29 protein-coding genes are annotated in these 26858 nt (G+C 65.6%); 17 read left to right on the forward strand and 12 right to left on the reverse strand.

The genetic code is table 11. The annotated features are described in order from the left end of the window. Positions 1-171: 171 nt before the first annotated feature. The 7 genes from cysG (at position 172) to JG743_RS08575 (ending at position 7584) form a co-directional block, all read left to right on the forward strand. Positions 172-1620, forward strand: a complete 1449-nt coding sequence (cysG, locus tag JG743_RS08545; protein ID WP_202299417.1) for a siroheme synthase CysG — start codon at positions 172-174, stop codon at positions 1618-1620. Next, the gene (locus JG743_RS08550) at positions 1617-1919 is read left to right on the forward strand and encodes a DUF2849 domain-containing protein (RefSeq protein WP_202299419.1); all 303 of its coding nucleotides are present in this window, start codon (positions 1617-1619) and stop codon (positions 1917-1919) included. The genes cysG and JG743_RS08550 overlap by 4 nt, the downstream gene beginning before the upstream one ends. A gap of 44 nt (positions 1920-1963) precedes the next feature. After that, positions 1964-3634, forward strand: coding sequence for a nitrite/sulfite reductase (locus tag JG743_RS08555; protein WP_202299420.1), 1671 nt, complete (start codon positions 1964-1966; stop codon positions 3632-3634). Next, a complete protein-coding gene (locus JG743_RS08560) occupies positions 3609-4373 on the forward strand; it encodes a phosphoadenylyl-sulfate reductase (RefSeq protein ID WP_202299422.1) in 765 nt (254 codons plus the stop codon). Before JG743_RS08555 ends, JG743_RS08560 begins: the two co-directional genes overlap by 26 nt. Before the next feature lie 170 nt (positions 4374-4543). Beyond that, positions 4544-5077: a DUF934 domain-containing protein gene (locus JG743_RS08565; protein ID WP_202299424.1), complete on the forward strand. Its 534-nt coding sequence runs from the start codon at positions 4544-4546 to the stop codon at positions 5075-5077. A gap of 88 nt (positions 5078-5165) precedes the next feature. After that, positions 5166-6773 (forward strand): GMC family oxidoreductase, encoded by a 1608-nt coding sequence (locus tag JG743_RS08570; RefSeq protein WP_202299426.1) that lies wholly within the window; start codon positions 5166-5168, stop codon positions 6771-6773. Positions 6774-6963: 190 nt separating this feature from the next. Beyond that, positions 6964-7584, forward strand: coding sequence for a DJ-1/PfpI family protein (locus JG743_RS08575; protein WP_008874278.1), 621 nt, complete (start codon positions 6964-6966; stop codon positions 7582-7584). 119 nt (positions 7585-7703) lie between these two features. On the opposite strand, the gene JG743_RS08580 is transcribed toward JG743_RS08575, so the two are convergent. Continuing rightward, positions 7704-8729 carry a fatty acid desaturase gene (locus JG743_RS08580; RefSeq protein ID WP_202299428.1) on the reverse strand — a complete coding sequence of 342 codons (1026 nt, stop codon included), beginning with the start codon at positions 8727-8729 and terminating at the stop codon, positions 7704-7706. 93 nt (positions 8730-8822) lie between these two features. Next, positions 8823-9023, reverse strand: coding sequence for a hypothetical protein (locus tag JG743_RS08585; RefSeq protein WP_202299430.1), 201 nt, complete (start codon positions 9021-9023; stop codon positions 8823-8825). Positions 9024-9254: 231 nt separating this feature from the next. On the opposite strand from JG743_RS08585, the gene grpE reads away from it, so the two are divergent. Together grpE and JG743_RS08595 are read left to right on the forward strand one after the other, a co-directional pair. Further along, positions 9255-9890 (forward strand): nucleotide exchange factor GrpE, encoded by a 636-nt coding sequence (gene grpE, locus JG743_RS08590; protein ID WP_202299432.1) that lies wholly within the window; start codon positions 9255-9257, stop codon positions 9888-9890. Positions 9891-10017: 127 nt separating this feature from the next. After that, complete coding sequence (locus JG743_RS08595; protein WP_202299434.1) at positions 10018-10650, forward strand: trimeric intracellular cation channel family protein; 633 nt, start codon at positions 10018-10020, stop codon at positions 10648-10650. A gap of 98 nt (positions 10651-10748) precedes the next feature. Here the strand turns inward: JG743_RS08595 and JG743_RS08600 are convergent, their stop codons facing one another. From JG743_RS08600 to JG743_RS08625, 6 genes are all read right to left on the reverse strand, one after another. Next, a complete protein-coding gene (locus JG743_RS08600) occupies positions 10749-11624 on the reverse strand; it encodes a GNAT family N-acetyltransferase (protein ID WP_446720904.1) in 876 nt (291 codons plus the stop codon). Between the two features lie 194 nt (positions 11625-11818). After that, the gene (locus JG743_RS08605; RefSeq protein ID WP_202299438.1) at positions 11819-14110 is read right to left on the reverse strand and encodes a response regulator; all 2292 of its coding nucleotides are present in this window, start codon (positions 14108-14110) and stop codon (positions 11819-11821) included. An 87-nt stretch (positions 14111-14197) separates the two neighbouring features. Continuing rightward, positions 14198-15187 carry an acrylyl-CoA reductase (NADPH) gene (gene acuI / locus JG743_RS08610; RefSeq protein ID WP_202299440.1) on the reverse strand — a complete coding sequence of 330 codons (990 nt, stop codon included), beginning with the start codon at positions 15185-15187 and terminating at the stop codon, positions 14198-14200. A gap of 53 nt (positions 15188-15240) precedes the next feature. Beyond that, positions 15241-15723, reverse strand: coding sequence for a signal peptidase II (gene lspA / locus JG743_RS08615; protein WP_202299442.1), 483 nt, complete (start codon positions 15721-15723; stop codon positions 15241-15243). Between the two features lie 68 nt (positions 15724-15791). Further along, positions 15792-16640, reverse strand: a complete 849-nt coding sequence (locus tag JG743_RS08620; RefSeq protein WP_202299444.1) for a TrmH family RNA methyltransferase — start codon at positions 16638-16640, stop codon at positions 15792-15794. Next, positions 16641-17726 carry a class I SAM-dependent rRNA methyltransferase gene (locus JG743_RS08625; RefSeq protein ID WP_202299446.1) on the reverse strand — a complete coding sequence of 362 codons (1086 nt, stop codon included), beginning with the start codon at positions 17724-17726 and terminating at the stop codon, positions 16641-16643. It abuts the gene before it with no gap. Between the two features lie 282 nt (positions 17727-18008). On the opposite strand from JG743_RS08625, the gene JG743_RS08630 reads away from it, so the two are divergent. From JG743_RS08630 to JG743_RS08650, 5 genes are all read left to right on the forward strand, one after another. Next, positions 18009-19232 carry an RNA ligase RtcB family protein gene (locus tag JG743_RS08630; protein WP_202299448.1) on the forward strand — a complete coding sequence of 408 codons (1224 nt, stop codon included), beginning with the start codon at positions 18009-18011 and terminating at the stop codon, positions 19230-19232. Next, the gene (prfH, locus tag JG743_RS08635) at positions 19219-19836 is read left to right on the forward strand and encodes a peptide chain release factor H (protein ID WP_202299450.1); all 618 of its coding nucleotides are present in this window, start codon (positions 19219-19221) and stop codon (positions 19834-19836) included. Before JG743_RS08630 ends, prfH begins: the two co-directional genes overlap by 14 nt. Before the next feature lie 113 nt (positions 19837-19949). After that, positions 19950-20648 (forward strand): helix-turn-helix transcriptional regulator, encoded by a 699-nt coding sequence (locus JG743_RS08640; protein WP_202299452.1) that lies wholly within the window; start codon positions 19950-19952, stop codon positions 20646-20648. Positions 20649-20739: 91 nt separating this feature from the next. Continuing rightward, on the forward strand, positions 20740-21120 hold the full coding sequence (locus JG743_RS08645) for a VOC family protein (RefSeq protein ID WP_202299461.1): 381 nt from the start codon (positions 20740-20742) through the stop codon (positions 21118-21120). Further along, positions 21117-21557, forward strand: coding sequence for an EVE domain-containing protein (locus tag JG743_RS08650; protein WP_202299463.1), 441 nt, complete (start codon positions 21117-21119; stop codon positions 21555-21557). The genes JG743_RS08645 and JG743_RS08650 overlap by 4 nt, the downstream gene beginning before the upstream one ends. Here the strand turns inward: JG743_RS08650 and JG743_RS08655 are convergent. From JG743_RS08655 to sppA, 4 genes are all read right to left on the reverse strand, one after another. Then, positions 21547-22512, reverse strand: a complete 966-nt coding sequence (locus JG743_RS08655) for an ornithine cyclodeaminase family protein (RefSeq protein WP_202299465.1) — start codon at positions 22510-22512, stop codon at positions 21547-21549. The two genes, JG743_RS08650 and JG743_RS08655, sit on opposite strands and share 11 nt — an antisense overlap. Positions 22513-22585: 73 nt before the next feature. Next, on the reverse strand, positions 22586-22918 hold the full coding sequence (locus tag JG743_RS08660) for a lipopolysaccharide assembly protein LapA domain-containing protein (RefSeq protein ID WP_202299467.1): 333 nt from the start codon (positions 22916-22918) through the stop codon (positions 22586-22588). Between the two features lie 53 nt (positions 22919-22971). Further along, entirely contained in the window at positions 22972-23256 is a 285-nt protein-coding gene (locus JG743_RS08665) for an integration host factor subunit beta (RefSeq protein WP_006200394.1), read from the reverse strand. Positions 23257-23336: 80 nt separating this feature from the next. After that, entirely contained in the window at positions 23337-24293 is a 957-nt protein-coding gene (sppA, locus tag JG743_RS08670; protein ID WP_202299469.1) for a signal peptide peptidase SppA, read from the reverse strand. Positions 24294-24593: 300 nt separating this feature from the next. Between sppA and lptC the strand changes: the two genes are divergently transcribed. The 3 genes from lptC to lptB are packed head-to-tail and all read left to right on the forward strand — an operon-like array spanning position 24594 to position 26696. Continuing rightward, a complete protein-coding gene (gene lptC / locus JG743_RS08675) occupies positions 24594-25307 on the forward strand; it encodes an LPS export ABC transporter periplasmic protein LptC (RefSeq protein ID WP_202299471.1) in 714 nt (237 codons plus the stop codon). Beyond that, positions 25294-25878: an LptA/OstA family protein gene (locus tag JG743_RS08680; protein WP_202299472.1), complete on the forward strand. Its 585-nt coding sequence runs from the start codon at positions 25294-25296 to the stop codon at positions 25876-25878. Before lptC ends, JG743_RS08680 begins: the two co-directional genes overlap by 14 nt. Beyond that, positions 25878-26696 (forward strand): LPS export ABC transporter ATP-binding protein, encoded by an 819-nt coding sequence (lptB, locus tag JG743_RS08685; RefSeq protein ID WP_202299474.1) that lies wholly within the window; start codon positions 25878-25880, stop codon positions 26694-26696. The genes JG743_RS08680 and lptB overlap by 1 nt, the downstream gene beginning before the upstream one ends. Positions 26697-26858: the final 162 nt, after the last annotated feature.

Genomic DNA, 26858 nt, shown 5'->3' on the forward strand with positions numbered 1-26858 from the left:
CCCGCAACAGCGGCTTGAATCCGATCGTCTCCCGCATGTGGAATTTTTTTCTCCTGCTCTTCGCGCTTGCGAAAAAGCGATTGCCTGCCATCGTGGGATGCGCGAGTGCTTTCCTTCTGGTTTTTCACGCCCGCGCGTAAAACTGCCAAACTGTTCAGGAATCTGCTCGCCATGCCGCAGGCCATTGCCAAGCTCAACGCCTTCCCCGTCTTCATGCGGGTCGAGGGCGAAGCCGTGGCCATTGTCGGCGGCGGCGAGGCGGCGCTGGCCAAGGCGCGTCTCGTTGGCCAGTCGAGCGCCGTGCTGCGCATCATCACGCAAGCCCCCGAGGCCGAGCTTTTGGCCTTCATCGCCGCGACCGGCGCCATCCACATCGATGCCGCCTATGAGGCAGCGCATCTCGAAGGTGCCGCCCTGGTGTTCGCCGCCAGCGGCGAGGAGGTGCTCGACCGCCGTGTTGCCGAGGATGCGCGCCGGTTGGGCATTCCGGTCAATGCGGTCGACCGGCCCGAGCTTTGCGATTTCTTCACGCCGGCGCTGGTCAATCGCGCGCCGGTCGCCATCGCCATCGGCACCGAAGGCGCCGGCCCGGTTCTCGCCCAGATGCTGCGCGGTCGCATCGACCGCATGCTGTCGCCGTCGCTCGGCGCGCTGGCCACGCTTGCCGCCTCCTTCCGCGGCGCCGCCGAGCGGCTGCCGAATGGCACCGGCCGCCGCCGCTTCTGGCGCGATTTCTTCGCCGGCGCGCCGGCGCGTGCCGTTGAGGCCGGCGAACTGTCACAGGCGCATGATGCCGCCGTCGAACTGCTTGTCTCCAATGCGCCGTCCTCGGGTCACATCGCGCTGGTCGGCGCCGGTCCGGGCGCCGAGGATCTGCTCACGCTCCGGGCGCATCGCCTGCTGATGGAGGCCGACGTCATCGTCCATGACGCGCTGGTGCCGGAGGCGATCGTCGCCATGGGCCGCCGGGACGCCGAACGCCTGCCGGTCGGCAAGCGCAAGGGCTGCCATTCGAAGAGCCAGGAAGAGATCAACGCGCTGCTGGTCGAGCTTGGCCGCGAGGGCAAGCGCGTCGTGCGGCTGAAGTCGGGCGACCCGCTGGTGTTTGGCCGCGCCGGCGAGGAAATGGCGGCACTTCGCGATGCCGGCATCGCCTATGAGGTGGTTCCGGGCGTCACCGCCGCCTTCGCCGCGGCCGCCGATTTCGAACTGCCGCTGACGCTGCGCGGGGTGTCGTCGTCGCTGGTGTTCACGACGGGCCATGATCTCAAGGGCAATTCGCTGCCCGACTGGGCCAAGCTCGCCATCTCCGGCGCCACCGTCGCCGTCTATATGGGCCGTTCGGTCGCGGCCGAAGTCGCCGGCCGGCTGATCGAGGCAGGGCTCTCGCCCGACACGGCGGTCGCCGTGGTCGAGAATGCCAGCCTCGGCACCCGCCGCCGCTTCCATGGCACGCTGGCCGACCTGCCGTCGCTGGAGGCGCGCGCCGATCTCACCGGCCCGGTCATGACCATCATCGGCGACGCGGTCGCCGGCGCCAATTTCGACCGTTCCGAGCCGCTCGCGGCACACAGGCATGAAGATACGGCCAGCGTAGCGGCCGAAGGAGTAGAACAATGAAGGTTCTGACCGCGAACAGGCTCACCGACGGGATCGCCGTCTGGTACGCCGATGGCGGCTGGGCGGAGACGGTCGGTGGCGCCGACCTCGCCCATGACAAGGCGGCGGAGGACCGGCTGGAAGCGATCGGCGCCGCGGCGTACGCCAACAACGAGGTGGTCGACGTCAACCTGATCGACGTCATCGTGGTCGACGGGTTGGTCGAGCCGGTGCGGCTGCGCGAAAAGATCCGCGCCGCCGGGCCGACCATCCGCGCCGATCTCGGCAAGCAGGCGAGCCCGGAAGCTGTCCGGGCATAGACCAAAACAGGCAATGCGGGCGGACGCGCCCTGAAAGACGAAGCATGTACCGTTACGATGAGTTCGACCACGATTTCGTTCAGGCCCGCGTCGCCGAGTTCAGCGACCAGGTGCAGCGCCGGCTTGCCGGCGAGATCACCGAGGACCAGTTCCGGCCGCTCAGGCTGATGAACGGCGTCTACCTGCAGCTGCATGCCTATATGCTGCGCATCGCGGTGCCCTATGGCACGCTGAACAGCAAGCAGATGCGCATGCTCGGCCACATCGCGCGCAAATACGACAAGGGCTACGGCCATTTCACGACGCGCCAGAACATCCAGTTCAACTGGCCGGCGCTGTCCGACATTCCGGCGATCCTGGCCGATCTCGCCAGCGTCGAGATGCATGCGATCCAGACCTCCGGCAACTGCATCCGCAATGTCACTGCCGACCATTTCGCCGGTGCCGCCGCCGACGAGGTCGCCGATCCGCGACCCTATGCGGAGATTCTCCGCCAGTGGTCGTCGGTGCATCCGGAGTTCTCGTTCCTGCCGCGCAAGTTCAAGATCGCGGTGACCGGGGCCGAGCGCGACCGCGCCGCCATCCAGACGCACGACATCGGCCTGCACCTGAAGAAGAATGCTGCCGGCGAGCTCGGCTTCGCCGTCTATGTCGGCGGCGGCCAGGGGCGCACGCCGATGGTGGCCAGGAAGATCCGCGACTTCCTGCCGGAAGCCGACCTTTTGTCCTACTGCACGGCGATCCTGCGCGTTTACAATCTCTACGGCCGCCGCGACAACAAGTACAAGGCGCGCATCAAGATCCTCGTCCACGAGACCGGCGTCGAGGAGATCACGCGCCAGGTCGAGGCCGAGTGGCAGGAGCTGAAGGACGCCGAGCTGAAGCTGCCGGAAGCCGACATCGCTGGCATCAACTCCTATTTCGCGCCGCCGGCGCTGGTCGAGCGGCCGGAAGGCGACGCGGCGGTGAAGCTGGCGCGGCTCGATTCCAAGAGTTTCTCGGAATGGCTCGACCAGAATGTGGTGACGCATCGCCACCCCGACTATGCTGCGGTGACGATTTCTCTGAAGGGCATCGGCGAGGTGCCGGGCGATGCCAGCGACAGCCAGATGGAGGCAGTCGCCGACATCGCCGAGAAATACGCCTTCGACGAATTGCGCGTCAGCCATGAGCAGAACCTGATCCTGCCGCATGTGGCGCGCGCCGATCTGAAGGCCGTCTACGACGCGCTGGTCGACATTGGTCTCGCGACCGCGAACTCCAATTTGATCAGCGATATCATCTCCTGCCCGGGCCTCGACTATTGCGCGCTGGCGACGGCGCGTTCCATTCCGGTGGCGCAGGAGATCTCGCAGCGCTTCGCCTCGCTCGAGCGGCAGCGCGAGATCGGCGAGCTGAAGCTGAAGATCTCCGGCTGCATCAATGCCTGCGGCCACCACCATGTCGGCCATATCGGCATCCTCGGCGTGGAGAAGAAGGGCTCGGAACTCTACCAGGTGACGCTCGGCGGCTCGGCCGACGAGAACACCTCCGTCGGCGAGATCATCGGCCGCGGCTTCTCGTCGGAAGAGATCACCGACGCCATCGAGCAGATCGTCGATACCTATCTCGGCCTTCGGCTCAGTCCCTCGGAACGTTTTATCGACGCCTACCGCAGAGTCGGTTCCGCGCCGTTCAAGGAGGCGCTCTATGCTGGCGAAACCAAGGCCGCTTGACCGGGTCCTCGATGTCGAGGCCGGCGTCGCCGCCGAGGCGGCGGGGCTCGACGCGCTTTATGGGCACCTCAGCCCGATCGAGGTCATAGAGCGTTCGGCGAACGAGTTGTTTCGCGGCGGCATCGCCGCCGTCTCCTCCTTCGGCGCCGATTCCGCCGTGCTGCTGCACATGATCGCCAAGGTCGACCGCGCGCTGCCGGTGATCTTCCTCGACACCGGCAAGCATTTTGAGGAGACGCTCGGCTATCGCGATGCGCTGGTCGCCGATTTCGGCTTCACCGATGTCAGGGTGATCAAGCCGGAGGAGGCCGCGCTCGAACGCGTCGATCCGACGGGCAGGCTGCACGAAACCAACACCGACGCCTGCTGCAACGTGCGCAAGGTCGAGCCGATGGCGCGTGGCGTCGAGCCGTTCCGCGCCTGGTTCACGGGGCGCAAGCGCTTCCAGGCCTCGACACGCGCCGCCCTTCCGGTCTTCGAGGCCGTCGGCTCGCGCATCCGCATCAATCCGCTGGCGCACTGGACGACCTCGGACCAGGCCGACTACATGCGCCAGCATGCGCTGCGCGAAAATCCACTGGTCGCCTATGGCTATCTGTCGATCGGCTGCTTCCCGTGCACGCAGCCGGTGCAGCCGGGCGAGGACGCGCGCAGCGGCCGCTGGGCCGGGCATGCCAAGACCGAGTGCGGCATCCATCTGTCGGGGCTAGAAAAGTCGCTGACCGACGCATCACTTTAAGGATACGCCGCTATTCAGATGAGGCCGGCCTGCAAACGGCAGCTTCCTGCGCTTCCGGTGCTTACGTACTTCAAGTACGCTCCGCTCCGGTTCTCGGAAGCCACCATTTTCGACTCGGCCTGACCTGAATAGCGACATATCCTAGCACTCTTAGGGCATTAGGAATTTTGATGACTGAACCGACCAAATCGGAAACCCGTCTCTGGACCCCGAACGGCTTCCGCGAGGACGACTGGACCCATGCCGAGAGCGCCGAGGCGCTGGCCGGCAATGGCCGCTTCATCCTGCCGCTGCAGGCGTTCCTGGGGCTCGACCCGGAGGCTCGCAAGCCGGCCAGGGAGCGCATCGGCGTGCTCTTGCTGCCGGGCGACGAGCTCGACAAGATCGTCGGCCTGCTCGACCAGTTGTCGCTGGTGGCGCTGGCCTTTCCGGCGTTCAATGACGGCCGTTCCTTCTCCAAGGGCGAATTGCTGCGCAGCCGCCACCATTTCGAGGGCGCCGTCCGCGCTACCGGCCAGGTGCTGGTCGACCAGCTGCCGCATATGCTGCGGGTCGGTTTCGACGAGTTCGAAATCTCGAACCCGGTGCTTTTGAAGCGGCTGGAGGACGGACATACCGGCGGGCTGGGGCTCTACTACCAGCCGGCCGCCGAGCCGGAGGCCAAGGGGCCGAAATACTCCTGGCGACGCAAACGCGCCGGCTGACCCTGCGGTAACTCGCTCACGTCTTTACAACGCGTGCAAGCAAGCCTTCTCTGACGCCACGGACGGAAACATCCGCCGGGAGGAGAGGATGCGCTACGACTATGTCATCGCCGGCGGCGGTTCCGCCGGCTGCACGCTTGCCGCCAGGCTTTCAGAAGATCCATCGACGACGGTCTGCCTGATCGAGGCTGGCGGCGAAGGCAAGGATCTCTTGATCCGCGCGCCGGCCGGTATCATCGCGCTGCTGCCGGGGCGGCCGAAGATCAACAATTGGGCCCTCGAGACGGTGCCGCAGGAGGGTCTCAACGGCCGCAAGGGCTATCAGCCGCGCGGCAAGGCTCTGGGCGGCTCAAGCGCCATCAACGCCATGCTCTACACGCGCGGCCACCGCCGCGACTATGACGAATGGGCCGATCTCGGCTGTGACGGCTGGTCGTGGGACGAGGTGCTGCCCTACTTCCGGCGCGCCGAGGGCAACCAGCGCGGCGCCGACGCGCTGCATGGCGGCGATGGCCCGCTGCGCGTTGCCGAGCAGCAGGAGCCGCGTTCGATTTCAAGAGCGTTCGTCGAGGCCTGCGGTGAAAACCAGATCCGCCGCAACGACGACTTCAACGGACCGGAGCAGGAAGGGGCGGGGCTCTACCAGGTCACGCAATTCTGGGGTGAACGCCGCAATGGCGAGCGCTGCTCGGCGGCGGCCGCCTATCTGCATCCGGCGATGAGCCGGCCGAATCTGACAGTGATTACCGGCACGCATGCGACGGGCGTCGTGCTTGACGGCAAGCGGGCGAAGGGCGTGCGCTACCAAGCCGGCAAAGGCGAAGCCGTGGCGGAAGCCAAACGCGAGGTGATCCTTAGCGGCGGCGCGTTCGGCTCGCCGCAGCTGCTGCTTTTGTCGGGCATCGGTCCGGCGGCCGAGCTGGCAGTGCACGGCATTCCGCTCGTCCACGAACTGCCAGGTGTCGGCAAGAACCTGCAGGACCATCTCGATTTCATCCTGGCCTGGAAGTCACTCGAGACGGACCTGATGGGGATCGGCTTGCGTGGCATGCCGAGCCTTATCAGGCATATGCTGCGCTGGCGCAGGGACGGCACCGGCATGATCGCCACGCCCTACGCCGAGGCCGGCGCCTTCCTCAAGTCCGATCCGGCGATCGAACGGCCCGACCTGCAGCTGCATTTTTGTATCGCCATCGTCGACGATCATGGCCGCAAGCTGCATATGGGCTATGGCTTCTCCTGCCATGTCTGCGTGCTGCGGCCCTATTCGCGCGGCGAGGTCGGGCTGTCCAGCCCGGACCCGCTGGCGCCGCCGCGCATCGACCCGCGCTTCCTCGAGGACGAGCGCGACGCCGACCTTCTGCTCAGGGGCGTGCGGATGATGCGCGGCATTTTGGAGGCGCCGGCGCTGACCAGGTATCGCCAGAAGGAAATCTACACCGCCGGCGCTGCCAGCGACGCCGAGCTGATGGCGCATATCAGGGCCCGCGCCGACACGATCTATCACCCCGCCGGCACCTGCAGGATGGGCATCGACGACATGGCCGTGGTCGACCCGCGGCTCAAAGTGCGCGGGCTGGAAGGGCTGCGCGTCGTCGACGCCTCGGTGATGCCGACGCTGGTCGGCGGCAACACCAACGCGCCGACGATCATGATCGCGGAGAAGGCGGCGGATATGATCAGATCCGCCGCCTGACCTTGCTTGGTCGGACCAGCTTGCCCGATTTTTCTCCGGAAGCCTTGGCTTCGTTGCTGGCTTGGTGCCATAGAATCAATCTGGTCTGACCAATCTTGCGTTTTGGCCTTCCCCTCCGGCTCGCTTGCCCTTAGGATAAGGCTATTATTTCGCGGCTCGAAATAAATAGCCAGCTAAGGGAGGAACCGACATGGCAGGCAAGAAGATTCTGATGCTCGTTGGCGAGTTCAGCGAGGAGTATGAGATTTTCGTCTTCGAACAGGCCATGCACGCGGTCGGCCATACGGTGCATGTCGTTTGCCCCGACAAGAAGGCCGGCGACATTCTGAAGACCTCATTGCACGATTTCGAAGGCCACCAGACCTATACGGAAAAGCTCGGCCACGACTACATCCTCAACAAGACCTTCGCCGAGGTGAACCCGGCCGACTACGATGCCGTCTACGCGGCTGGCGGGCGCGGGCCCGAATATATCCGCATCGACAAGCGCGTGCAGGCGCTGGTCAGGCATTTCCATGAGACCGGCAAGCCGATCTTCACCATCTGCCACGGTGTGCAGATCCTGATCGCGGTCGATGGCGTGGTGCGCGGCCGCGAGGTCGCGGCGCTGCAGTATTGCGAGCCGGAGGTGACGCTCGCCGGTGGCATCTACATCGACGTCGCGCCGACGGGTGCCCATGTCGACGGCAATCTGGTGTCGGCGAAGGGCTGGCCCGGCCTTGCCGCCTTCATGCGCGAATGCCTGAAGGTGCTCGGCACCGAGATCCGCGACGGCAAGGCGCTGATGCGCGACGAACGCAAGGCGGCCTGAACGGCTTTCGGCGAAGCCGCCGCGCTTTCGGGTGCGGCGGCCAGTCTGAAGTGGTTCCGGACGGAAGGCTACGGCGAAGTCGCCGAGCCTAACCGTTTCACACTTTTCCTGGGATTGCCCTATGCAGTCGTCATCCGCGCTTCGCGGAACGATACGAGCTTGCGACGGTTCTCGTCCCACAGCGCCAGCTTGACACAGCGCAGGCTGTCGAGAAGCGTGACGCGGCCGATGTGGCGCAGCTCCGGATAATCCCGCAGCACTTCCGGCAAGCGATAGCACGGCACCTTGGCGGAGAGGTGGTGGACGTGGTGGACGCCGATATTGCCGGTGAACCAGTTCAGCACCGGCGGCAGGTCGTAGTAGGACGAACCATGCAGCGCGGCGTGCTGGAATTCCCATTCGGAATCCTTCGCCCATTCGGTCTCCTCGAACTGGTGCTGGACATAGAACAGCCAGACGCCTGCCGAGCCGGCGAGGATGACGATCGGCAGATGGACGACCAGGAAGGCGCCGGGGCCGACACACCAGATCAGCGTTGCCGCGGCGAGCGTGATGCCAAGATTGGTCGCCATGGACGATACCCAGGGCGTGAGGCCGCCGCGCATCATGCCGACCGGCAGCCTCTGCTCGAAGATGAAGAGCCATATCGGACCAAGGCCGAACATCACCAGCGGATGGCGATAGAGCCGGTAAGCGAGGCGGCCGCGCCAGGATAGCTGCCGATACTCGGCGACGGTCAGCGTCCTGATGTCGCCCATGCCGCGCTCGTCGAGATTGCCGGCGCTGGCGTGATGGGTGGCGTGGGCGCGCCGCCAGCAATCATAAGGCGTCAGCGTGAGCACGCCGAGGACGCGGCCGATCCAGTCGTCGGCATAGCGATTGGCGAAGAAAGAGCCGTGGCCGCAATCGTGCTGGATCATGAAAATCCGCACCAGAAAGCCGGCCGCCGGAACGATCAGGATCAAACCCCACCAATGACCGTAGGAATAGGCGGCCGAAGACAGCGCCCAGAGCGTGACGAAAGGGATGAGGGTGATGGCGAGCTCGATGGCGCTGCGCCGCCGGTCAGGCTTCTTGTAACGCGCCAGGATCTTCAACCAGGCGCGCTTGCTGTTGGCCGCCGTCTCGGGGGAAATCATATTCATCAGGAACCATAGGCAGAGCTTCTCGCCGCCGCAAGGCGTGGTTCACGCGAAATTACTGCGCGTAATTGTCACGCGATGTCCGCGTGTGGTGATCTACTGGCGGCGATCGCTGCTGGCGATGCCGGCTTCGATGCCGTCCAGGCGGTCCAGAAGCTCGCGAAAGTGCTCGGGTATGTCGCTCTCCAGGCGAAACGACGGCAGCGTGCGTAGAAAGCGCATCGTCGCCTCATTGCCGAACTGCCGCTTGATATCAGCGGCCAGCTCAGCGCGCTTATCGCCCTTGTTGCCGGTCATCGTCCCAAAACATCCTGTGTTGGTTTCGAAACTCCCTCAACCCGACAATGGTTCCCGCACCATCGCTTTCTTGCAAGTGAAGCCGGTGGTTAGGGTAAAATTTGATTTAATAGCGAATGGGTCGCTTCAGGCGCCTAAGAACACCGCCGGGGCGCTTGCCCCTTGATTTTTGGCCTTCAAACCTCGATATCGGGCGCAAATCCACACCATTCGGAATGACGGGAAACGGCGATGAGCGACCAGGCAAAAGACGAACGCGCGCCCGAGGATATGGAGCCCACCGAGGCGGGCGGCGAACGTACGCAAGGCAGCGTCGACGGCGACTACGAGGCGCTGGTGCGGCTGCTGAAGGAAAACGAGGAATTGAAGGACCGCGCGCTTCGCGTCGCGGCCGAGATGGAGAACCTGCGACGCCGCACCGCGCGCGACGTGCATGACGCGCGCGCTTATGCGGTGGCCAATTTCGCCCGCGACATGCTGTCGGTGTCGGACAATCTGCGTCGCGCGCTGGACGCCATTCCGGCCGAGGCCATGGCGTCGGGCGATGCCGGCTTCAAGGCGCTGATCGAAGGCGTCGACCTTACCGAGCGCGCCATGCTTGCGGCGCTGGAGCGGCATGGGGTGAAGAAGCTCGTGCCGGAAGGTGAGAAGTTCGACCCGAACTTCCATCAGGCGATGTTCGAGGTGCCCAATCCCGACGTTCCCGCCGGCACCGTCGTTCAGGTCGTGCAGCCGGGCTATTCGATCGGCGAGCGGGTTCTCAGGCCCGCCATGGTCGGCGTCGCCAAGGGCGGTCCGAAGGCCGCTGCCGCCGAGGCGCCGGTCGAGCCGGGGCCGGTGAACGAGCAGGCCGAGAAGGATGCGTGAGTAGGATTAGGGATTAGGCAGTAGGCAGTAGGGAAATCAAGGTGGTCGTATGAATCGCGCGGCTTCGTGCTAATCATATTCCCAAACCTCCCAATCCCTACTGCCTAATCCCTACTGCCTCATGCCCTTGAACCCCATCGAGCTTCTCGACTATGCCGGCGTCGCCGTCTTCGCGGCGACCGGTGCGCTTGCCGCCTCGCGCAAGCAACTCGACATCATCGGCTTCCTGTTCCTGGCCTGCGTCACCGGCATCGGTGGCGGCACGTTTCGCGACGTCATCCTCAACCTGCCGGTGTTCTGGGTCGCCAACCGCGACTATGTGCTGATTTGCGTGGTGGTCGCGGTGCTGGTCTTCTTCAGCGCCCATCTGGTCGAATCCCGCTACAAATTGCTGCTTTGGCTCGATGCGATCGGCCTCGCCGCCTTCTCGGTGATGGGCGCCGCCAAGGGCCTCGCCATTACCGGCTCGCCGGTCGTCGCCACCATCACCGGCGTGCTGACCGCCACTTTCGGCGGCATCCTGCGCGATCTGCTGGCGGGGGAGCCATCGGTGCTTCTGCGCCCCGAGATCTACGTCACGGCGGCGCTGGCGGGGGCGGCGCTTTTCACCGTCGGCGACCTTGCCGGACTGCCGCCGCTGGCGGCGGGCCTGTTGGGTTTCGCCGCGGCATTCGTGGTGCGCGGCGGCGCGCTCAAATTCGGCTGGGCCTTCCCGTCCTACAAGAGCCGGCCGGGACGGCGGCCGGAGGATATTCCCTGAGAGAGGGATTAGGGATTAGCGAATAGTCAGTAGTCAGTGGAGCGTGAATATGACGTCTTCACTACTGCCTACTGCCTACTGCCTACTGCCTACTCGCGTCACGCCGCGAAGCGCTGGGCTTCCCCGCCATAGTAGTTGACGTAGCGCGCGCCGATCTCCTTGACCGGCATGACGACGAAGACGTCGACGGTCGAGAATTCGTGATCGATGACGCAGCCGTCGCCGATGCGGGCGCCGACGCGCAGGTAGCCCTTGACCAGCGGCGGCATCGCCGCGATCGCGGCCTTGGCGTTGACCGCCTCGATCGGCATCAGGTCCATGGCGCAGTAGCGGCCGGCGACCGCCTTGACGTCCCAGGCCGAATTGGTGCGGCAGTGATGGGCGAGATAGGTCAGCGCCTCGGCATGCGCCGCCGGCACGATGCCGTGGAACGAGGCGCAGCCGGTCATCACGCCGATGCCATAGTGGTTGATGTAGGCCCAGATGCCTTGCCACAACGCCTCGATGGTGCGCTTGGAGCGGTATTCCGGCAGGACACAGGAGCGGCCGAGCTCGAGGAAACGCTGGCCGGGATGACGGGCGATCAGCTTGGTCAGCTCGAATTCGCCCTCGGAATAGAAGCCGCCGGCCGTCGCCGCGATCTCCTGCCGCAGCAGCCGGTAGGTGCCGACGATGCGGCGGTGTTCAGGGCCGGGGAGGGAGGTGTCGAACACCAAAAGGTGATCGCAGAGCGGGTCGAAACGGTCGGCGTCGCGCCGGTCCTGCGCCTGGAACAGGTCCTTCCGGGCGCCAAGCTCGTCATAGAATACCCGGTAGCGCACTTCCTGGGCGGCGGCGATCTCGGCTTCGTTGCGGGCAAGCCGCACTTCGAGATTGCCGATGCGGCCGAGAGGGGCGCCTGTTGCGACGGCATCGGCGGTCCGCGCGGCGAGCAGGGCGCCGCCGGCGTTCGGCCGAGTGTCACATTCCGGCATAACTGTATGCACGAGTGATTCTCCTTCGAGCCATCCCTCTTGGCACGGGGATACGGTGTAGGTGCAACAGGATTGTGACAGTACCGTGATACGCATCAGCGGGCAATACTTCGTCGGCTGGCGAATGCCCTCAACCGGCTACCTTTAGCTGGGCAAAGCCAGGCAATCCAAGGCGTGTGCGAAGGGCAAAAAATTCAGGCCGCGACCTGCGCCTCGACAGCGCTGACCAGGGCGTCCGGGTCGAGCGGCTTGGTGACGAAGCCGCTGGCGCCGTGCGCCAGCACGGTATGGCGGGTCTTTTCCTGGCTATCCGCCGACAGCACCATGATCGGAACGGGCGGCACGGCCAGCGCCTCCTCGTGGCGGCGGATGGCGGCGATGGCGTCCAGCCCGTCCATGACCGGCATGTGCAGATCCATCAGCACCACGTCGAAGCGGTGCTTCAGGCCGGCATCGGTGACGGCCTCGACGGCGGCCTTGCCGTTGCCGACCACCTTGACACGATGCCCGGCTTTCAAAAGCGTGGCGCGGGCGAGCATGGCGTTGATGTCGTTGTCCTCGGCGATCAGCACCGACAGACCCTGATCGGCACGGCGACCACCGGCGCGCACTGGCGGCGCGCCGTGCTTGTCGGCTTGTGGCTGGGGCGGGGCGGGCGCGTGGCTGGTCAAAAGCACACGCAGCAGCGTCTCGCCGCGCACCGGCCGCGCCAGGAAGGTGGCGTAGCCGTTGGCGCGGAATTCGCCGAGCATGCCGCGGTCGGTCGGCGCGATCAGAGTGATCGCCTCGCAGTTGACAAAGCCGTTCTGGCGCAAGCGCTTGAGCAGGCGCCCGTCGCCGTTTTCCATGGCGGCATCGACCAGAAGCACGTCGCAGCCCGTGGCGAAAGGCATCGCCTGGGCAAGCGTCGTCGCCAGGTCGACGGCGCCGCCATGGGCGCGGATGGCGCGGGCGATGGCGTCGGCCTCGACCGCGTTCTTCGACACGATCACGGCGCGTCGGCCGGACAGGATGTCCTGCCGGTTCTGCGGCGGCTCGGTCGCGGCCACGGCCGGAAGCTCGAAGACGAATTCGGATCCCTCGCCGAGCCGGCTGGACACGGAGATCGAACCGCCCATGGCGGTGACCAGGCGCCTGGAGATGGCAAGGCCGAGGCCTGCGCCGCCATGCACCCGGGTCGAGGTGCCGTCCGACTGTTCGAACTCCTCGAAGATGCGTTCCATGTCCTCTTCGCGCAGCCCCGGACCCGTGTCGGTGACGGTGAAGCAGATGCGGTCGGTGGTCTCGGTGCGCGCCCGCGCGACGCCGAGCAGCACGCCGCCGGTGTCGGTGAATTTGATGGCGTTGCCGATGAGGTTGAGCAGGACCTGGCGCACCCGGCCCGGATCGGCGGTGATCATCTGCGGCACGTCGGGCTCGACATGGCAGCCGAGGCCGATGTTCTTGGCGAAGGCCTTCGCCGCCATCAGCTCGATGATGTTGTCGGCGATTTCGCGCACCGATGTCGGCTGCGGCTCGGGGTCGAAGCGGCCGGCCTCGATCTTGGAGTAGTCGAGCAGATCCTCGATCAACGCCAGCAGCGCGCTGGCCGAAGTCGAGACGGCGCCGACATAAGTGCGCTGCTCGGGCGAGAGGTCGGTGTCGACCAGCAGCTTGGCCATCCCCATGATGCCGTTCATCGGCGTGCGGATCTCGTGGCTGACAGTGGCGAGGAAGCGCGACTTGGCCTGGCTGGCATATTCGGCGCGCTCACGGGCGGTGATCAGCGAGGATTCGGCGCGCTTGCGGGCGGTGATGTCGCGCGCGATCGCCCGGTGCGAGACGGCACCGTTGTCCTTGTCGCGCACCGACAGCTCGATCCAGGAAAACCAGCGCGGGCCGTTCGGCGTGCGGACGGCGACGTCGGTCGAGCTCAGGCATTCATGATCGGAGAAGGCGGCATCGGGAACGATCCCGACATCGATGCCGAGCTCCGACAGCGTCTTGCCGGCAAGATCGCGCTGGTCGATTTCGACGAGGTCGGCGAAAACCTTGTTGGCATAGACGATGTGGCCGTCGCGATCGCGATGGACGACGAGATCGCCGAGCGCGTCGATCAGTCCGCGAAACCGCTCCTCGCTCTCCTGCATCTCCCACATGCGGTCGGCGAGCGTCTCGATCTCGGCGCGGCTGCGGGCGGCGGTCTCGTCGAGCAAGGCCGCGGCGCGGCGCTCGCTGCGCTTGTTGCGCAGATGCATGCCGAGGCCGCCGAGGCCTGTCACCAGCAGACCGAGGGTGACGAAGATCGGCGCGCCGGTGAGGTGCGCCAGACCCGCCAACACGGCGATGGCGACAACGGTGAGAAAAGCCAGGCCTTCGGGATTGGCGGGCGGGAGCACGGGCGCCAGCGGCGGCGCGGCGACAAGCTGCCGCTTCGGAGCGGCAGGGGCCGGCCCGTCCACGCCTGCGGCACGTTCCGCCGCCTTGATGCCGGATTCCGCGATCATGCGGAAAGCCATGCCACAGAGACATTATGGAAGATTGCGGCGGATCGCTCGAATTTTAACGGTCGCGCGGTTTTCGCCCGTCAGCGCTCACATATCGACTACGACGCGGCCCCTGATCCTGCCCTCGACGATATCGCGCGCGGCGTCGATGATGCCGTCGAAACCGATCGTCCTGGACAGCCTCGCGAGTTTGCCGTGGTCGAGGTCGGTGCCGATGCGGCGCCACGCCTCCAGACGGACCGCCTTCGGCGCCATCACCGAATCGATGCCGAGCAGCGAGACGCCGCGCAGGATGAAGGGAGCGACGCTCGCCGGCAGGTCCATGCCGCCGGCAAGTCCGCAGGCGGCCACGGCTCCGCCATAGGCGGTCATCGACAGGACATTCGCCAGCGTGTGGCTGCCAACCGCATCGACGCCGCCGGCCCAGCGCTCCTTGGCCAGCGGCTTCGCCGGCTGAGTGAGCTCATCGCGCGAAATCACCTCGGCGGCGCCGAGGTCGATCAGATACGGTCTTTCGGCATTGCGGCCGGTCGAGGCGATGACATGGTAGCCGAGGCTGGAGAGGATCGAGATCGCGACGGAGCCGACGCCGCCGGCAGCGCCCGTTACCACCACCGGACCGCGATCCGGCACGATGCCGTGCCGTTCCAGCGCCATGACGCTGAGCATGGCGGTATAGCCGGCGGTGCCCACCGCCATCGCATCATGCGGGCTCATGCCGTCGGGCAGCGGCACCAGCCAGTCGCCGTTGACGCGGGCGCGACCGGCAAAAGCGCCGAAATGTGTCTCGCCGACGCCCCAGCCGTTGAGGATCACCTTGTCGCCCTTGCGCCAGTCGGCATGCGAGGTGGAGATCACGGTGCCGGCGAAATCGATGCCCGGCACCAGCGGCCAGCGGCGGATGACCGGCGCCTTGCCGGTGATGGCCAGCCCATCCTTGTAGTTGATCGTCGTCGCCTCGACGGCGACGGTGACGTCGCCCTCCATCAGCTCGGCCTCGGTGAGGTCGGTGATCGCGACCGACTGCTTCTTGTCGGCGTCGCGCGAAACGAGGATGGCTTTGAAGGTTTCGGACATTTTTTCTTCCCGGTTGTGCGCTGCCCGGACTGTGCGGCCTCAGCCGCGCCCGGTCAATCTTGCGAGGGCTTGGGCTCGTGTCGCCAGCCGATCAATTCGTCGAAGAGGACAAGCGCGGCGCCGACCGAAATGAAGGCGTCCGCCAGGTTGAACACGGCGAAGGACCAGACCGGCGTGTGGAACAATATGTAGTCGATGACATGGCCGTAGGCGGCGCGGTCGATCAGGTTGCCGAGCGCGCCGCCGATGATCAGTGCAAAGCCAATCCTGGCAAGCACATGGCCCGCTGGCGTGCGCGTTGCGAGATAGAGCACGAAGGCGACGACGAGGACGGCGATGACCACCAGGCCGGTATCGCCGAAGGACTGGAACATCGAGAAGGCGATGCCGGTGTTGTAGGTGCGGAACAGCGCCAGGAAAGGCAGGAGATCGACCTTCTCCTGGAAAGCGAGGCCGCCCTCCACCAACTGCTTGATCCACTGGTCGAGCGCGATGGCGACGACGGTCAGCAGGGCATACGGGGACCAGGACCTCACGATTTGTTGCCCTCTTCCTTGCCCAAGATCTTGTCCGGAAACCGGACGCCGCTTTTTGGGATCATGGTCTAGTCCGGCCCCAGCTTCAGCGCACCGCGGCGGATCTCGAACAGCATGATGCCGGTGGCGACCGCCAGGTTGAGTGAATCGGCGCGACCGGCCTGCGGAATCCTGAGCAGCCGGTCGCAGCTTTCGGCCAGGCTGTCGGGCAGGCCCTGCTGCTCGTTGCCCATCAAAAGCAGCACCGGCCCCCGGGTGAAATCGACCGAGCGGTAGTCGACCGCGCCCTTCAGATGCGTGCCGGCGACGAGGCCCGGAAAGCCCTTGCGCCAGGCGAGAAAAGCCTCCGGCGTCGCCTTTGCCACCGGCACGGCGAAGATCGAACCCATCGTGGCGCGCACGGTCTCGACGGAAAACGGGTCGGTCGTGTCGCCGACCAGGATGACGCCCTTGGCGCCGACCGCATCGACGGTGCGGATGACGGTGCCGAGATTGCCGGGGTCGCGCACCCGGTCGAGCGCCACCCAGACGTCGCCGTCCGAAGCGCGGATCTCCTTCAGTGGCAGGACCTTTTGGGCAAAGACGCCGACCACCATTTGCGGGTTGTCGCGGCGGGTGATCGCCGTCAGCACCTTTTCGGAGACTTCAAGCACGGTGCCGCCGGCGGCGACGGTGCGCGCCGCGACCTTTTCCACCGCCGCGTTGCCGCGTCCGGCCTTGGCGAAGACCAGCGTCTTGATCGACCAGCCGAGGTCGAGCGCGTCGATGACCAGCTTCAGGCCTTCGGCCATGAAGGCATTCTGCTGGTCGCGGAATTTCTTCAGCGCCAGCGCCTTGATGTCCTTGACGAGCGGGTTGGCAAGGCTGGTGACTTCCTTGACCTGGCCGACGGCGCGCGAGCTCTCATAAGCGTTCATTCAGGCCACCCAGCGCGAGAACAGCGAGGTCGACAGCGCGCGGCCGGCAGACTTCTCGCGGATGATCAGCTCGCCCGATTCGACCGTGCCGCCCATCCCGGCGAAGGTGTCGCGCATCAGGGCATGGATGGCGAAGAAGGAGGCGCGGATCGAATAGGCGGTGAGCACCACGGCAAGCGGCTTCGGCGTCAGGATCGAGCGGCAGAGGTCGGTCAGGCCGGGCAGGTCCTCGAACAGTTGCCAGACCTCGCCCTTCGGTCCTCGGCCATAGGCCGGCGGGTCGAACAATACGATGTCGTAGCGGCTGCCACGGCGCTCCTCGCGCTCGGCGAATTTCACCGCGTCCTCGACGATCCAGCGGATCGGCTTGTTGGAGAGCCCCGCCATCTCCTGGTTCTCGCGGGCCCAGCCGATCGCTTTCTTGGACGCATCGACATGAGTGACCTCGGCGCCGGCGCGCGCCGCGACCAGCGAGGCGAGGCCGGTATAGCCGAACAGGTTGAGCACCTTGACCGGCCGCCTGGCCGCCGCGATCAGCCCGGCCATATGGTCCCAGTGCGAGGCCTGCTCGGGGAAGACGCCGACGTGCCGAAACGAGGTGAAGCGGCCGAGATAGTCGATGCCGTCATGCTTCATCGGCCAGGTCTCGCCGAGCGGTGTTCGCGGAAAACGCCAGCGGCCGATGCCTTCCTCGTCGGTGTCGCCGGTGAAGATGGCGTCGGCGCGCTCCCAGTCCCTGGCCGGCAGCGCCCTTTGCCAGATCGCCTGGCCCTCCGGCCGCACGATGCGGTAGGGGCCGTACTGCTCGAGCTTCTGGCCGGCGCCGCTGTCGAGCAACGCATAATCGGCATTGGGCGCCACTTCGAGGATCAGCGGCAGCCGCTCTGCAGGCGGCAAGCCATCGCGACGCGCAAGGACGCGCGGTGCGGATTTGGGCTCCGATCGCTCCGGAGTCTTGGCCTCATGCCGTTCGCCCGACCTAATCGGTGGTCTCGTTGCCGTGTGCTCCTGGCGCGGCCGCACGGGTTCGGCCCCGCCCTTTGCGGGCGGACGGTTGTCGCGGCGTTTGTCGCGAAAAGACTTCAAGCAGGAGCATCTCCGGGACCGAGTGGCCGCTTTTGGCATGAGGGCCGCGGCGGTGCAACAAGCGATGATGGTCATGCTGTGGCCGCCACGGACTTGTGTTTTTGCGCGTTTCGTCTATGAGGGCCGGCTTGTTGTTTCTGGAATGGGAGCGAAAGATGACGAACATCTTCACAGCGCACCCCGCAGGGGTTCCGGCGTAAGCCAGCGTCTTGCTGCCTGCCGCCGGTCGAACGGATGCCTGAAGGCGTCCGACACCGGACCTGTATCCAGAAGTGTTCCATCATGGGCAATCTTATCGGGGGCCTCGGCCCCTCTTCGTCGTGCGCCGCACCGGCTGCGCATATCCAGCATTGTTTTTCGCCGCAGACATGGATCGAGGGCGCGGCGCTCGAGCAACTCAGGCACGTCGCGGCCTTGCCCGGCGTCACCTCGGTTGCGGCCTTTCCAGACCTGCATCCCGGCAAATACGGCCCGACCGGCATTGCCGTGTTGTCGCAGCGCTTGCACCCGCAGCTGATCGGCAACGACATCGGCTGCGGCATGTCGCTGTTCGAACTCGACTTGCCGCTGCGCAAGCTCAAGATCGACAAAGCGGCCGAGCGTCTGCGCCAGCTCGAGGCGGAGGATGTCTTCGATCCGGCCGAGGCACTTGGCCGATCGGATCTGCCGCCGGATCTCTATCCCGAGGCTTTGGGTACGATCGGCGGCGGCAACCATTTTTGCGAACTGCAGGCGGTCGATGAGACGATCGGCGCTGCCGGCGAAAGCCTGTTCGACCACCAGAAACTCTATCTGCTGGTGCATTCCGGCTCGCGCGGCCTGGGCGCGTATGTCTTCGGGCAGATGCTCGAAGGCCAATCCGCGCTCACGGCCGGGCTCGATCCCGACAGCGCGGACGGCATGCACTGGCGCCGCCAGCATGATGTCTGCGTCGCCTGGGCTTCGCTCAACCGCAACCTGATCGCGGAGCGTGCGGCAAGCGTGCTGAAAAGCGATGTTCGGCTGGTCGCCGACATTCCGCACAACCTTGTGCGCGAACGGGTTGACGGCCTGGTGCACCACAAGGGTTCGGCTGCGGTTGCAGCCGGAGACATTGCGCCGATCGCAGGGTCGCGGGCAAGCCTGAGTTATGTCGTGCAGGCCCGCGATGGCACGGGTTTGTCGCTGGGCGGGATTTCGCATGGCGCCGGCCGCAAGTACGACCGCGCCACGATGCATGGCCGCGTCGGCCGCAACAGGTCGGAGCGCGACGCGCTGTTGCGAAACGCCTGGGGCGGGCAACTGATCTGCGACGATCGCAACCTGGTCATCGAGGAGGCAGCGACCGCCTACAAGGATGCCGGCCAGGTGGTGCGGGACCTCGCCGAGGCGGGCCTGGTAGTGGCACTGGCGGCGATGAAGCCGCTGGTGACCTACAAGAAGGCTGTCGAAGGTCCGCCCGACCGGACACGCGGTAAACCGATCCGTGACCGCCAGGGAAGGAGGGATCGCCATGCCCGCGATTGATCTTCTGGTCACCTCCGGAAGCGGCCCGGCGGAATGCCGCGTCGCGCTGATGGCGCTGGTTGGCATCATCGAAGCCGAGGCCGACAGGCGCGGCTGCACGATCGATGTAACCTTCGGCCACAAGCCGGATAGGCACGGCGCCAAATCCGCTCTGCTCGGTCTCGATGGCGCGAACGCCGCCGCGGTGGCGGCGGAATATTGCGGCACCGTCAAATTCGTCTTCAAGAGCCCAGTGCGCCCGGGCCACAAACGCCAGAACTGGTTTGTCGGCGTGAAGACGGTGGATCTGGCGGCGGCAGCGCCTACCGAGGCTTCGATCGCGGCTTCCGATGTGCGCTTTGAAACGCTGCGCGCCGGCGGTCCCGGCGGCCAGCATCAGAACACCACCGACAGTGCGGTGCGCGCCGTCCATCTGCCAACAGGCATTGTGGTGACGGCACGCAACGAGCGCTCGCAGCACCGCAACAAGGCGATCGCGCTGCGGCGGCTGGAAGCGATGCTGCGGGTTCTCGCCGACCGCGAGGCCGAACAGTCGAAGGCGGAAATCTTCATCGCCAACAAGGCGCTGGAGCGCGGTAATGAGGTCAAGGTGTTTCGCCTCTGAGCGGGCATCTCTGAGCAAAGTGGGCGTGGCCGAGTCGCGGGATGTGGATCGTCCTGGCTTCCTGCCGCGCCCATGCGGTCCTATCGTGGAGTTGGTCCCAAGTCCCGAGAATCATGTCCCGTTCCGAACGTCTGCTCGACCTGATCCAGATCCTGCGCCGTCACCGCCGGCCGGTCAGCGGCCGCACGCTCGCCGGCGAAATGGGCGTCTCCATCCGCACGCTCTACCGCGACATCGCGACGCTGCAGGGGCAGGGCGCGCCGATCGAGGGCGAGGCAGGGCTGGGCTATGTGCTGAAGCCCGGCTTCATGCTGCCGCCGCTGATGTTTACCGACGAGGAGATCGAGGCCATCGTGCTGGGCTCCCGTTGGGTCGCCAAGCAGCCGGACAGGCGGCTTTCAGCCGCCGCGACCGATGCGCTGGCCAAGATCGCGGCCGTGCTGCCGGACGACCTGCGCGAGGATCTCGACGCCACCACGCTGCTGGTCGGGCCGGGCGCCGAGGCCACCGAAGGCATCGACCTCAGCCTGGTGCGCCGGGCCATCCGCGACGAGCGCAAGCTCGGTTTCCTCTATCGCGATGCCTCGGGTGCTGGCTCGGAACGCACGGTCTGGCCCTTCGCGCTCGCCTTCTTCGACAAGGTGCGGGTGGTGGTGGCCTGGTGCGAGACGCGGCAGGATTTTCGCCACTTTCGCGCCGATCGCATTTCTGGGCTCAATGCCACGGATATACGCTATCCGCGCCGGCGGCAGGCTCTACTCAAGGCGTGGCGAGCGACGCTGGACGCACCAAAGCGCGGGCCAGAGGCCTGACGTTTCTTTCCGCGCTCTTGCAAATGACTGCTGCCAGAATCTGACAGTGGGGCGGCCTATGCTCCTCCAATCGAAACCCTGGAGAGCAGACATGAACACCCCAAATTTCATTATCCTCTATGTCGACAGCCCGGAGCGGAGCGGCGCCTTCTACGGCGCGCTGCTCGGGCGGCAGCCGGTCGAGGCGTCGCCGACCTTCGTGCTGTTCGTGCTCGACAACGGCTTCAAGCTCGGGCTGTGGTCGCGCCACACGGTGGAGCCGGCGGCGGCGGCCGCGGGCGGCGGAGCCGAGCTCGTCTTTGCGCAGGACACGCCGGCCGCGGTCGACGCTGCCCATAGGGACTGGGCCGGGCGCGGCCTGAAGATCCTGCAGGCGCCGACGGACATGGATTTCGGCCGCACCTTCGTCGCGCTCGATCCCGACAACCACCGGCTGCGCGTCTATTGGCTGAACGATGGAGAGCAGGGATGAGTGCGCACTGGATCGCCGTCGCCTCGGCGGCGCATGTCAGGATCGGTCGCGAAGGCGGCTTCATGCAGGTCAATCATGGCAAGGCGCCGCCGCTGCGCCGCGTCAAGCCGGGCGACGGCATCGTCTACTATTCGCCGAGCACGGTCCTCGGCGAAAAGGACGGCCTGCAGTCTTTCACCGCCTTCGGCACGGTGCGCGACGGCGAGCCCTACCAGGGCTACATGGGCGCCGGCTTCACGCCGTTCCGGCGCGATGTCGACTGGGCGAAGGCTGAGGAAGCGCCAATCAAGCCGTTGCTCGACCGGCTCGACTTCACCGCTGGCAAGGCGAACTGGGGCTACCAGTTCCGTTTCGGCCTGTTTTCAATCAGCGCGCATGATTTTGCGCTGATCGCCGGGGCAATGGGTGCTGAACTGGCGAGCGAGCCTATCGCTTGAGCGCCTCGTAGACGGCGATGCCGGCGGCGAGGTCCTCGAGCGCGGCGCCGACCGACTTGAACAGAGTGATCTCGCCATCGCCTTGCCGACCCGCTTTCTCGCCGCGCGCCAGCTCATGCAGGTCGGCGATGATGGCGTCCGGCTTGAGCACGCCGGAGGCCAGCGGCTGGACGATGTCGCCCGCTTCCTTGGTGGCGCCGGCGCGGGTGTCGACATAGACGCGGGCGCGCCGGATCGCTTCGTCGTCGCTTTCGCGCATCGTCGGCGTGAAGCCGCCGACAAGGTCGACATGAGCGCCCGGCTTCAACAGCGCGCCCTTGACCAGCGGCTGGGTGGTGATGGTCGCCGAGGAGACGATGTCGGCCTCGGCAAGCTCGGCGTCGAGATCGCCGGCGGCGCTGGCCGGGAGCCCTTCGGCACGCAAGCCGGCGGCGACCTTCTCGGCATTGGCAGGCGTGCGGTTCCAGATGCGGATGCTGTCGATCGGCCGCACCGCCGAATGCGCCTTGGCGAGGAAGGTCGACAGCGCGCCGGCGCCGACAACCAGCAGCCGTGAGGCGTCCTTGCGGGCGAGATAGGAGGCGGCAAGCGCCGAGGCGCACGCGGTGCGCCATTGCGTCAGCCGCTGGCCGTCGATCAGCGCCTCCGGCTCACCGGTTGCGCCGTCGAGCAACAGGTAGAGCCCCATCACGGCCGGCTTGCCGATGGCATTGTTGTCAGGCGAGACAGTGACGATCTTGACGCCGATATGGCCGCCTGCCGAGGTGCCGGCGGCGTTGAAGTCGGTCCAGGCCGGCATCAAAAGCAGCGTCGAGGCGGCGCCATCGGGACGGTCGACCGTGTGATGGTGACGGACCGGCTGCACGGCGCCGTCGCGGAAAGCGGTGCGCAGCGTCTCGACCAGCCCGGGAAAGGTGAGCGCCTGGTCGACCTCGGCGGCCGAAATGGTCAGCATGAGAGACTCCGTGGAGTGAAGGCGCGCCCGGGAAGCCGCAAATCTTGCGGCATCCGTTTCGTGCCCAAAGGCTTCAGGCGGTCGGCTTCGGCAGGGCTGCACCCTGCGGCGACTGGGGCGCGTGGCTGACCGCCTGGCGCAGGTTCTCGGCCTCGACGCCGCGCTGGCGCGCCAGCTTGCGGTAGCGGCCCTGCTTCACCCAGGTTGCCAAGCTGCCGACGATCATGCCGATGGCGAGAGCCAGGAAAAGGAAGACGAAGAGCGGCAGCTTCAGCGTCAGCGCGGGATTGCCGGGGTTGAACGGGTCGAGCGTGAAGGCAATCGGCTCGCGGTTGGCGACGGCGAGCGCGATCAGGATCACGGCCAGCGGCACGAAGACAACGACGAGCATGAAGCGGTTGAACATCTGATTTCCTGTCGAAAGCAGGCCTGTCGGAGGGCCGGCGCGTGAACTCGCGCCTATTTGCCGCCGTTCAGCCTTTCGCGCAATTCCTTGCCGGTCTTGAAGAACGGCACCCACTTCTCCTCGACCTCGACGGATTCGCCGGTGCGCGGGTTGCGACCGGTGCGGGCGGGACGATTTTTCACCGAAAAAGCGCCGAAACCACGCAGCTCGACCCGGTTGCCCTCGGCAAGCGCGTCGGTGATCTCGTCGAAGATCGCACCCACGATGTTTTCGACGTCGCGCAGGAAAAGATGCGGATTGCGCGTGGCAATGATTTGCACAAGCTCTGATTTGATCATGAGAACGGCTCCCCGGAAAGCACTTCGGTCAAATTATGCGGATGATTTTATTTGCTTTTTCGCTCGCCTCGAACGGCGCGTCAAGGGTGCCAGACCGAGACGAGACCGTCAAGAAACAAGCGGTCGGCTCCAATTTCGTGAATGACGTCGTCGCCGGCGTCGGGCAGGCCGAGCGCGCCGGCGATGGTTTTCGCCATCGTCTTGGAGAACAGGAAGCCGCCGCGCCTCTCAGTGTCCTTCCATTCCACCACCTTGAGCTTGGCGTCGACGCCCTTGGTCGACAGCCAGTCGATCGCCTCGGTCTCGCCGCCGACGGCGTCGATCAGATGGTTTGCGAGAGCCTGGCGGCCGGTGAAGATCGAGCCGTCGGCAAGCGCCAGCGCCTGCTCGTGGGTCATCTTGCGGCGGTCGGCGACAATGCCGACGAACCAGTCATAACTGTCGAGGATGAGCTTGCGGACCATGGCGCGCTCGTCGTCGTTGGTCGGCTTGAAGGGCGAGGGCGAGGCCTTCAGCGGCGAGGACTTGACCTCCTCGAGCTTGATGCCGAGCTTGTCCATCAGGCCGCTGACGTCCGGATATTGGATCAGCACGCCGATCGAGCCGACAATCGAGGATTTGCGGGCGACGATATGATCGGCGGCGCTGGCTATCATGTAGCCCGCCGATGCCGCGAGCGTGCCGACCTCCGCCACGACCGGCTTGTCGGCGGCGAGCTTGCGCACCTCCTCGAAGATCGATTCACCGCCGACCGTGGTGCCGCCGGGCGAATCGATCGACAGGATGACGCCCTTCACCTTCGAGGACTCCCGGATGGTCTCCAGCCGCTTGATCAGCTCCTCGTCCTCGGTGATGGTACCCTCGATCCTGACCTTGGCGATGTGGTCGACAGCCTGGCCGGTGAAGTCGTCGCGATAGACCCAGGTCGACAGCGCGATCAACGCGATGGCCGCGACGGCGAGCGCGGCAACACGCCAGAACGTCAATTTGCGGCGCAAGCGGCGGCGGTCGATCAGGTCGTCGGCTCTCATTGCCATGGTCAGCCTCTCGGTCGGTGGGAAGACATGCTTTTAAAGCAAGCGCCAGCGCCCGGCTACCGTTTCGTGGTAGGGTTGCGTCAAAGCGCCCGCGCGATGCGAGCCGGCGTTTCATGAAATTTTAACGCCGCCCGTCCGTATCTGCTATGAAGTGCGTAGATTGTGTCGACTTCACTTTCGTTTGTACGGCGGAAGCTGTCACATTTTTGCGGTTTTCCTCCGCTTGTGCTTGCTTACGGGGGCCGGCATCCCACCTATAGGCGGTGATTTGGCGGGGCAAGGGTTTATTAGAAATTAGTCATGCTAGCGCGATCGAACGAAACGACCAATGCCGAGACGGCTTTGGCGCCAGCGGCGCCAGCCGCCACGCGGGGTGATGCGTTCGACCTCGCGCAGCGGCATTCGCGCCGCGTGCGCGTGCTGAAATTCGCCGTGCCGCTGGTTGCGGCTGTGATCGCCATTGCCTTTCCGGTCTACTCCTATCTTGCAGCCCCGGTGTCGATCTCGGTGCAGGCCGAAGGCAGCGCCTTCGCCGATGGCAAGCTGGTGATGGCCAATCCCAAGCTCAACGGCTTCACCAAGCAGAAGCTGCCCTATTCGCTGACGGCGCTGCGCGCCATACAGGACGTCGGCAAGCAAGGCATCATCGACCTGGAAGGCATCAATGCCAAATTGCCGTTGACGCCTGACAACGTGGCGACCGTCAACGCCACGCGCGGAGTCTACGACCGCGACGGCAACACGATGAGCCTGACCAGCGACATCACGGTGACGACGACCGACGGCATCGAAGCGAAGCTCAAATCGGTCTTCCTCGACATGGGCAAAGGCACTATGAAGACGGATGAACCGGTCGATGTCAGCCGTGGCGGATCGCGGATCACGGCGGATTCGATGGCGGTCCAGGACAATGGCAAGGTTCTGGTCTTCGAAAACAAAGTGCGCGTCAACATCGATCCCGCCAGCTTGAAGGCGGCAGAGCAACGGAGCGGAGAATCGAATGCGTCGCAGTAGTTCGGCACGGCTTTTGGGCGCGGTCTCGGTGCTGCTGCTGCTGGGCGTGGCGCCGTCGCTCGCCCAGTCCGGCGCGACCAGCCAGGTCTCCGGCCTCAAGCTCTCCGGCGACCAGCCAATCCAGATCGAGAGCGACAAGCTCGAGGTCCGCCAGGCCGACAGCGTCGCCGTGTTCAGCGGCAACGTCACCGTGACGCAGGGGCCGACCACGCTCAAGGCCGGCAAAATGACGGTCTACTACGTCAAGGATCCCAATGCCGCCAAGGGCGCGGCCGCCGGTGCATCGGCGATGACCGGCTCGGCCAACATCGACCACCTGGTGGTCGACAACAAGGTCTACATGAAATCGAACGACCAGATCGCCACCGGCGACAATGGCACTTTCGACATGAAGACGCAGGTGCTCGTCCTTTCCGGCAAGGAAGTGGTGCTGTCCCAGGGCCCCAACGTGCTGAAGGGCTGCAAGCTCACCGTGCAGATGAAGAGCGGCCTCGCCCAGGTCGACGGCTGTGGCGGGCGCGTCATCATGTCGATGACGCCGCCGCCGAAGTCGGGAGCGCCGAAGCAATAATGTCTGGCGTATCGTCGCTGCTGGCCCGCCTTCCGGGGTGGGCCGCCGGCAAACCAGCGGCGCCGGCGACGGTTTCCGTCGATTCCGCGAAATTCAAGGGCACCTTGATCGCCAAGGGCCTGACCAAGAGCTACAAGGGCCGCAAGGTCGTCAGTGGCGTGACGCTCGGCGTGCGCGCCGGCGAGGCAGTTGGGCTGCTCGGCCCCAACGGCGCCGGCAAGACAACCTGCTTCTACATGGTTACCGGTCTGGTGCCCGTGGACGAAGGCACGATCGAGATCGACGGTTTCGACGTCACCTCGATGCCGATGTACCGCCGCGCCCGCCTCGGCATCGGCTACCTTCCGCAGGAAGCCTCGATCTTCCGGGGCTTGAGCGTCGAGCAGAACATCCGCGCCGTGCTGGAAGTGGTGGAAAAGAGCCGCAAGGAACGCGAGCGCAGCCTCGACGAACTGCTCGAGGAATTCCACATCAGCCATCTGCGCAAGGCACCGTCGATGTCGCTGTCCGGCGGCGAAAGGCGGCGCCTGGAGATCGCGCGCGCTCTCGCCACGCGCCCGGCCTACATGCTGCTCGACGAGCCTTTCGCCGGCATCGACCCGATCGCGGTGGCCGACATCCAGCAGCTGGTGCGGCATCTTACGGCGCGCGGCATCGGCGTGCTGATCACCGACCACAATGTGCGCGAGACGCTCGGCCTGATCGACCGCGCCTATATCATCCACGCCGGCCAGGTGCTGACGCATGGCCGCGCCGACGAGATCGTCGCCAATGCCGATGTGCGGCGCCTCTATCTCGGCGAGGGTTTTACCCTCTAAACAAGAAACCCAGGTTTCGGCGCAATTTTTCGGTGATTTTCGGGATTCTTGTCCGATTTTTGCCTGAGATAACGCTCCGGTAAGCGGGTTTTGCTACCGTTTCCCTTGACAAGCAAAAGCTGGGCCAGTTTGGTGGTTCGGCCGGAAAATCTGTCCCGGCTG

It is taken from the genome of Mesorhizobium sp. 131-2-1 (assembly GCF_016756535.1).
GTDB lineage: Bacteria > Pseudomonadota > Alphaproteobacteria > Rhizobiales > Rhizobiaceae > Mesorhizobium.

Coding starts and splice junctions, on each gene's coding strand:
- JG743_RS08680 (WP_202299472.1), top strand. CDS start 25,294: ATGCGTCGCAGTAGTTCGGCACGGCTTTTGGGCGCGGTCTCGGTGCTG.
- JG743_RS08665 (WP_006200394.1), bottom strand. CDS start 23,256: ATGATCAAATCAGAGCTTGTGCAAATCATTGCCACGCGCAATCCGCAT.
- JG743_RS08555 (WP_202299420.1), top strand. CDS start 1,964: ATGTACCGTTACGATGAGTTCGACCACGATTTCGTTCAGGCCCGCGTC.
- grpE (WP_202299432.1), top strand. CDS start 9,255: ATGAGCGACCAGGCAAAAGACGAACGCGCGCCCGAGGATATGGAGCCC.
- JG743_RS08560 (WP_202299422.1), top strand. CDS start 3,609: ATGCTGGCGAAACCAAGGCCGCTTGACCGGGTCCTCGATGTCGAGGCC.
- cysG (WP_202299417.1), top strand. CDS start 172: ATGCCGCAGGCCATTGCCAAGCTCAACGCCTTCCCCGTCTTCATGCGG.
- lptC (WP_202299471.1), top strand. CDS start 24,594: ATGCTAGCGCGATCGAACGAAACGACCAATGCCGAGACGGCTTTGGCG.
- lptB (WP_202299474.1), top strand. CDS start 25,878: ATGTCTGGCGTATCGTCGCTGCTGGCCCGCCTTCCGGGGTGGGCCGCC.
- JG743_RS08620 (WP_202299444.1), bottom strand. CDS start 16,640: ATGAACGCTTATGAGAGCTCGCGCGCCGTCGGCCAGGTCAAGGAAGTC.
- JG743_RS08585 (WP_202299430.1), bottom strand. CDS start 9,023: ATGACCGGCAACAAGGGCGATAAGCGCGCTGAGCTGGCCGCTGATATC.
- JG743_RS08605 (WP_202299438.1), bottom strand. CDS start 14,110: ATGATCGCGGAATCCGGCATCAAGGCGGCGGAACGTGCCGCAGGCGTG.
- JG743_RS08600 (WP_446720904.1), bottom strand. CDS start 11,624: ATGCCGGAATGTGACACTCGGCCGAACGCCGGCGGCGCCCTGCTCGCC.
- JG743_RS08565 (WP_202299424.1), top strand. CDS start 4,544: ATGACTGAACCGACCAAATCGGAAACCCGTCTCTGGACCCCGAACGGC.
- JG743_RS08630 (WP_202299448.1), top strand. CDS start 18,009: ATGGGCAATCTTATCGGGGGCCTCGGCCCCTCTTCGTCGTGCGCCGCA.
- JG743_RS08650 (WP_202299463.1), top strand. CDS start 21,117: ATGAGTGCGCACTGGATCGCCGTCGCCTCGGCGGCGCATGTCAGGATC.
- JG743_RS08660 (WP_202299467.1), bottom strand. CDS start 22,918: ATGTTCAACCGCTTCATGCTCGTCGTTGTCTTCGTGCCGCTGGCCGTG.
- JG743_RS08550 (WP_202299419.1), top strand. CDS start 1,617: ATGAAGGTTCTGACCGCGAACAGGCTCACCGACGGGATCGCCGTCTGG.
- JG743_RS08575 (WP_008874278.1), top strand. CDS start 6,964: ATGGCAGGCAAGAAGATTCTGATGCTCGTTGGCGAGTTCAGCGAGGAG.
- JG743_RS08570 (WP_202299426.1), top strand. CDS start 5,166: ATGCGCTACGACTATGTCATCGCCGGCGGCGGTTCCGCCGGCTGCACG.
- acuI (WP_202299440.1), bottom strand. CDS start 15,187: ATGTCCGAAACCTTCAAAGCCATCCTCGTTTCGCGCGACGCCGACAAG.
- JG743_RS08655 (WP_202299465.1), bottom strand. CDS start 22,512: ATGCTGACCATTTCGGCCGCCGAGGTCGACCAGGCGCTCACCTTTCCC.
- sppA (WP_202299469.1), bottom strand. CDS start 24,293: ATGGCAATGAGAGCCGACGACCTGATCGACCGCCGCCGCTTGCGCCGC.
- JG743_RS08580 (WP_202299428.1), bottom strand. CDS start 8,729: ATGAATATGATTTCCCCCGAGACGGCGGCCAACAGCAAGCGCGCCTGG.
- prfH (WP_202299450.1), top strand. CDS start 19,219: ATGCCCGCGATTGATCTTCTGGTCACCTCCGGAAGCGGCCCGGCGGAA.
- JG743_RS08640 (WP_202299452.1), top strand. CDS start 19,950: ATGTCCCGTTCCGAACGTCTGCTCGACCTGATCCAGATCCTGCGCCGT.
- JG743_RS08645 (WP_202299461.1), top strand. CDS start 20,740: ATGAACACCCCAAATTTCATTATCCTCTATGTCGACAGCCCGGAGCGG.